The organism is Thorsellia anophelis DSM 18579, from assembly GCF_900111395.1.
Lineage (GTDB): Bacteria > Pseudomonadota > Gammaproteobacteria > Enterobacterales > Thorselliaceae > Thorsellia > Thorsellia anophelis.
In genome coordinates this window covers 16,609-21,158 of sequence record NZ_FOHV01000044.1, presented here as the reverse complement: position 1 = coordinate 21,158, position 4,550 = coordinate 16,609, and the positions used below count along the sequence as shown (strand labels likewise).

General features: G+C 35.4%; 7 protein-coding genes and 1 pseudogene. 3 read left to right on the top strand and 5 right to left on the bottom strand.

What is annotated here, in order from left to right; translation table 11 throughout:
- On the top strand, positions 1-198 hold a 198-nt coding region (locus BMW37_RS14105; protein WP_143047674.1), incomplete at its 5' end, for a transposase domain-containing protein.
- A 70-nt stretch (positions 199-268) separates the two neighbouring features.
- On the opposite strand, the gene tnpA is transcribed toward BMW37_RS14105, so the two are convergent.
- The 4 genes from tnpA to BMW37_RS14085 form a co-directional block, all read right to left on the bottom strand.
- Complete coding sequence (tnpA, locus tag BMW37_RS14100; RefSeq protein ID WP_093322470.1) at positions 269-610, bottom strand: IS66 family insertion sequence element accessory protein TnpA; 342 nt, start codon at positions 608-610, stop codon at positions 269-271.
- A 104-nt stretch (positions 611-714) separates the two neighbouring features.
- Positions 715-1,044, bottom strand: a complete 330-nt coding sequence (locus BMW37_RS14095) for a hypothetical protein (protein ID WP_093322467.1) — start codon at positions 1,042-1,044, stop codon at positions 715-717.
- Between the two features lie 206 nt (positions 1,045-1,250).
- On the bottom strand, positions 1,251-2,099 hold the full coding sequence (locus BMW37_RS15345) for an RHS repeat-associated core domain-containing protein (RefSeq protein ID WP_218139539.1): 849 nt from the start codon (positions 2,097-2,099) through the stop codon (positions 1,251-1,253).
- Between the two features lie 391 nt (positions 2,100-2,490).
- Positions 2,491-2,892 carry a hypothetical protein gene (locus BMW37_RS14085; RefSeq protein ID WP_093322464.1) on the bottom strand — a complete coding sequence of 134 codons (402 nt, stop codon included), beginning with the start codon at positions 2,890-2,892 and terminating at the stop codon, positions 2,491-2,493.
- A 164-nt stretch (positions 2,893-3,056) separates the two neighbouring features.
- Between BMW37_RS14085 and BMW37_RS14080 the strand changes: the two genes are divergently transcribed.
- Positions 3,057-3,278, top strand: coding sequence for a hypothetical protein (locus BMW37_RS14080; RefSeq protein WP_093322461.1), 222 nt, complete (start codon positions 3,057-3,059; stop codon positions 3,276-3,278).
- A 488-nt stretch (positions 3,279-3,766) separates the two neighbouring features.
- Positions 3,767-3,951: pseudogene (locus tag BMW37_RS15655) on the top strand (transposase); the annotation flags it as partial.
- A gap of 181 nt (positions 3,952-4,132) precedes the next feature.
- On the opposite strand, the gene BMW37_RS16060 reads toward BMW37_RS15655, so the two are convergent.
- On the bottom strand, positions 4,133-4,550 hold a 418-nt coding region (locus tag BMW37_RS16060), incomplete at its 5' end, for a transposase (RefSeq protein ID WP_143047675.1).

Here is a 4,550-nt window from a genome sequence, read left to right as displayed (position 1 = left end):
AAAAACTGGCTATTTGCGGGTTCACTTGCTGCTGGACAACTGATGACTAATATCATGAGTTTACTTGCCACAGCAAGAGCAAATGGTATCGATCCAGAGCAATGGTTAAGAGAAACCTTAGCGGTGTTGCCAACTTGGAAATACAAAGATATAGACAAACTCTTACCGATCAAATCAATTCAAAAAACTGAGAGTTAAAGAATCTCAGCCTCAATAACGCCTATTATACTTGACGAAATCGAATAAACGACATGTGTTTGTCGTATACTTACATCTTAACGACCTGTGTTAAAACAGATAAATTGCATTTTATGATCAAACCAGATGGCAGCAAAACAGATAAATCATCATGAGGATGAGATTGACTAAAATCATTAGTAAGATGAGATTTAGAAGAAGGCTTTGAATCTTTATTATCTGGTTCCTGTATTTGAACAGGAATAATCAATAACTCATTCTGTTCAGCTTGTGCTTTTTTAATTTGTGTTGGCCAGTTTTTAAAAGAGCCAACTTTAATACCATTTTCATTAGCATACTGCGCTCTAGTAAGGCCACTTGCACGGTAACGTTCATTATGCACTATTTTTTCATCTAACGAGAATAACTGCATGGGACATCTCTTTGTTATTTAAGATGCATACATTATTATTGAAAAAATCTCGGTTAGGTAGGTGTATTCACCATGTACTTACTGAGGTTCGCATCATACTGTAATCATTTTGTTTCAATATAAAAATTTTCAGGATTTTTCCAATGAATAACTTTATATTGTGGGATTTGAATACCTTTGTCAGTTAAATATTCCAATACTTCAGAGGGATACCAACCAACACCAGATAAAAACAATGCATCTTTAGAAATAAGTTTTTTTATTATATTAACTTTATCTTCTTCAGATACAATTTTAAGTTCCATGAATTCATTATTATGAATGAAACCTAGCAATTGCATTTCATAAATTAAATCAGTATCAGAAACGCTAATTTTTATAATATCTGAAGCTAGATCTCTTACAATTATTAAGTCTTTAAGTGCTCTATTCATATAACATTTACCTTTAATAATATTGGGGTTGATGTTGATATAGAATTTATAACCATTTCCGGAGCTCCTCCTGGTAAATGCTGTCGCGGACCCAAAAAGTAGTCATTTCCTTCTAAAGGGCTTCTAGGTCGCATATCCGTAATTCCTTCTATTTGTCTAATGTTGAAACCTTCATTAAGTGATCCTGAATTTAGTCCCATGTCTCGTTAAATATCTCTAGCTAGAGAACTAGGAATATTAATTTCACCACTTTTAGTATCAAAATACTTTAGAGCCCCCTCTTTATCAGTAACAAAAGTACCATTTTTGCCTATTGATGGATATTGTTCCCAACTTTTCGGACTAATATTATAACCAATATTATCTTGTAGCATCTTAGCTTGTCGAAGCCTTGCAGCCTCAACTCTTGACATTCCAGAGTCGAATTCACAACACACCAACCCTAATGGATCGATCCACCCTGTGGGGTTATGTACGTAGCCGTAGGGGTTAAATCCGCCAGCTAATCCTATTGGGTCGGTCGTCAGGTATTGCGCGGTGTTTGGGTCGTAGTAACGATGACGATTGTAATGTAATCCGCTTTCATTGTCGAGATATTGACCAGGGAAACGGAGGTTACAAAAATCGTCATCGTTGACACTGTATTGTTTGAGTATACTCCCCCAAAGGTTGTGTTTGACGCGCCAACGGCCAGTGCCATCTTCAGCGAGTAGTTCGGTGGGGGTACCAATTTGGTCGGTGATGACGTAATTCAGTTCTCCTTGTTGATAACGCGCTGTCGGTGTCAGTTGATTGGGGGCATAGAGCCAATGGGTACTGTGCTCAAAGGCAACGGTGCCATCAGCATAAATCGGGGCTTCTTCAATTAGCGGGTCACCTAGGTAGTAATATTCACACCCTATTTTTGGTTGTGATTTTGGCTGTGATAGCGGGCCTGGCCTAGGACGCTTGTCCACTTGCTGGTCATGATGTATCACTTGAAATTTTCTGATGCGTCTTCCAAATGCATCATACTGATAATGCCATTCATCTCCTTGTGAGGTAATATATCGCACCAGTTGGTTAAGTGCATTCCAGTGGTAAAAATAGGTGCGTGGTCGAAATCCGTTTTCTACGACGCGTTTTTCTATCAATCTGCCTTGGTTATCATATTTAAACCAGTTATCACCATTCTTAATGGTACGGCCTGTCAATTGAATATTGTGAATTTTGATACTATCTATATTTTGTCCAACTATCGTAGCCCTATGTATTCGAATAGTCTGTTATTTAAAAAGTGACAACCATTCTAATACATAGAGATACCCAGAGAGTCCACCAAAGTTGTGTTCATCAGCTGATAAATTAGAATTAACATTACCGGGTTTAACTTTTCCTTGTAATGCATTATTCCAATCTGGATGTCCTTTATGTACACCTCATATAAAGATATTGGCCTGTATCCCTTTAATAAAATGAAAATCCAAATACATTTTTCGGTTCTAAAATCAGGGTTCGTTCTAAATCTCCCTCACTATAAATAAGAGTAAGAGGTTCAAAAGACTTTGGTTGATAACAAATTTTTTTTACATCAATTTCATTTTCAGTCTTGAATAATTGGTTATAAATAGACATGACTGCAAATTGATCATCTTCATCAACTGAAAACCATGGTTCAATTCGTTCAATTTGCTGAGATAAGATTATCCCCGCATCATCTAGAGATATTTCAAAAGTTTTTTTTGCGCAAACGAAATATACTTTATCGTATAAAGGATTAAACTTTAGGTACTTACCTACATCAATAAATCCAGTGACTAAAATATCATCTAAACCATCTTTTAGTAGTATTTCTATTAAATCTTTCATATTTTCCTCTATGGAACAAGAATAATTCCTAAATCTAGCCCTTTTCCTGATTCGATTAAAGTAACAAACTCTTCTGTGCCATCGGGCAGTTTTTTTGATATGTACGCCCCCCCTATGTCACACTACTTGTCCATTGATAACTTAATCATAATAAGGACAGACAAATGAGTAAATTTACCCTAGAATTCAAAGAAACAATTTTAACGAAATTATTGGATGGTGATTATACAAGCATCACCGCATTAGCCCACTATAACATCTCAAAAAGCTGTAGTGATACAATTTTCTGTAGGACTTACCTTGATGTCATAAATGCGCATACAAATCACCGCTTGCATTTTTATTTGCTAAGATATATTGGTAAATTGTTTTATGATGCAATTTAATTATGCCGTCACTTGCTAACCGTCCCACTATTTGTTCAGGACTCCATTGTTGACGAAGGTATTTATCAATACTATTGGTTATCTCAGATGTCAATTTTACGCACTTATGCTTGTCTTTATGACGTTATAAAGCTTTGCTATTTGCTTGCTTAGAACGATACCCTCGTTGTCCTTTATTACGATTAACTTCTCTGCTAATTGTACTTTGTTAACGCTCAAAATATTTTGCTATTTGTGATAAAGAAATTTCTTTTTTCAATGAAGTATTGATAAAATGCCTTTCTTAAAGACTCAGGTGATTGTAGCTAATTGTGTAGTCCTCTGCTTAGTTTGGTCGCTTAGCATTATATCTCGGAGTCTTGATCTTTTCGACCCTCAATTAATGCCATGCGACTGACAGCGGCTTTGCACTTATGATACGAATCCACGTGTTTTACGATCCTTAATGACAACTGTATTGACATCTACCGCATTCATTGTATGATGTAATCATAAGGGGATTACTTGATAACAGAAGCAACGCTTATGTTGAAGCGATGAATGGGCACTACAGCAAGTAAAAAGAGCTGCTAAGGGACATAGAAATCCAACAACGTTTATGCCAACTGCATGTTTACGCGTGGGTAAATTTAAACACTTAACCCCATGTATCAACCGGCTTAATTCCACTTAAAGTGACGAAAAGCCAAAATTTTATTCATATCATTCAAATTAAAATAATACTCCTCACCGAAATCAGTATTTGAAATAACAAGTCTTCCAGTTTGAATATTGTTGTTAACAATCATTTTTTGATACACAATATCGTCTCCAACAGCCTCATTGAATGGTAGTATATGCTCATACGATAGTTCTTAAGCTTGTTTTTTGTGCAGATCTGATTCTAAATATTTGATTTGGCAGTAAGGGATCAGATCTGATGTAAACATCTCAGTTTCTCTATCTCGTTTCGTATTAGATCTCCTACAATTTTTCGAAATAAATGAGAATATTTCATCTAATAAACTCATATCTTGCTCATCTGAATTAAGGTAATTCATTAATTTTGGAAGCCAACATAAGCTGCTCCTACAAGTTTTCTGTGTTGAAATAACCGTTTGACATAAAATGCCTACAGATAAGGCAACATAACGTTTTATTATCAAAGTTAAAATGCTCGCCCATATTAATGTTTTAACAATATTGGCATTTGCTGTGTTGACTTTTTTTAGGCTACAAAAAGATTTTAGTTCTTTGAAAAATAGCTCAATTTGCCATCTTAAACCATAAAGG

What these genes read in the sequence shown, in the direction of transcription:
- tnpA (WP_093322470.1), bottom strand. Translation starts at nt 610, where the DNA reads ATGCAGTTATTCTCGTTAGATGAAAAAATAGTGCATAATGAACGTTAC.
- BMW37_RS14095 (WP_093322467.1), bottom strand. Translation starts at nt 1,044, where the DNA reads ATGAATAGAGCACTTAAAGACTTAATAATTGTAAGAGATCTAGCTTCA.
- BMW37_RS14085 (WP_093322464.1), bottom strand. Translation starts at nt 2,892, where the DNA reads ATGAAAGATTTAATAGAAATACTACTAAAAGATGGTTTAGATGATATT.
- BMW37_RS14080 (WP_093322461.1), top strand. Translation starts at nt 3,057, where the DNA reads ATGAGTAAATTTACCCTAGAATTCAAAGAAACAATTTTAACGAAATTA.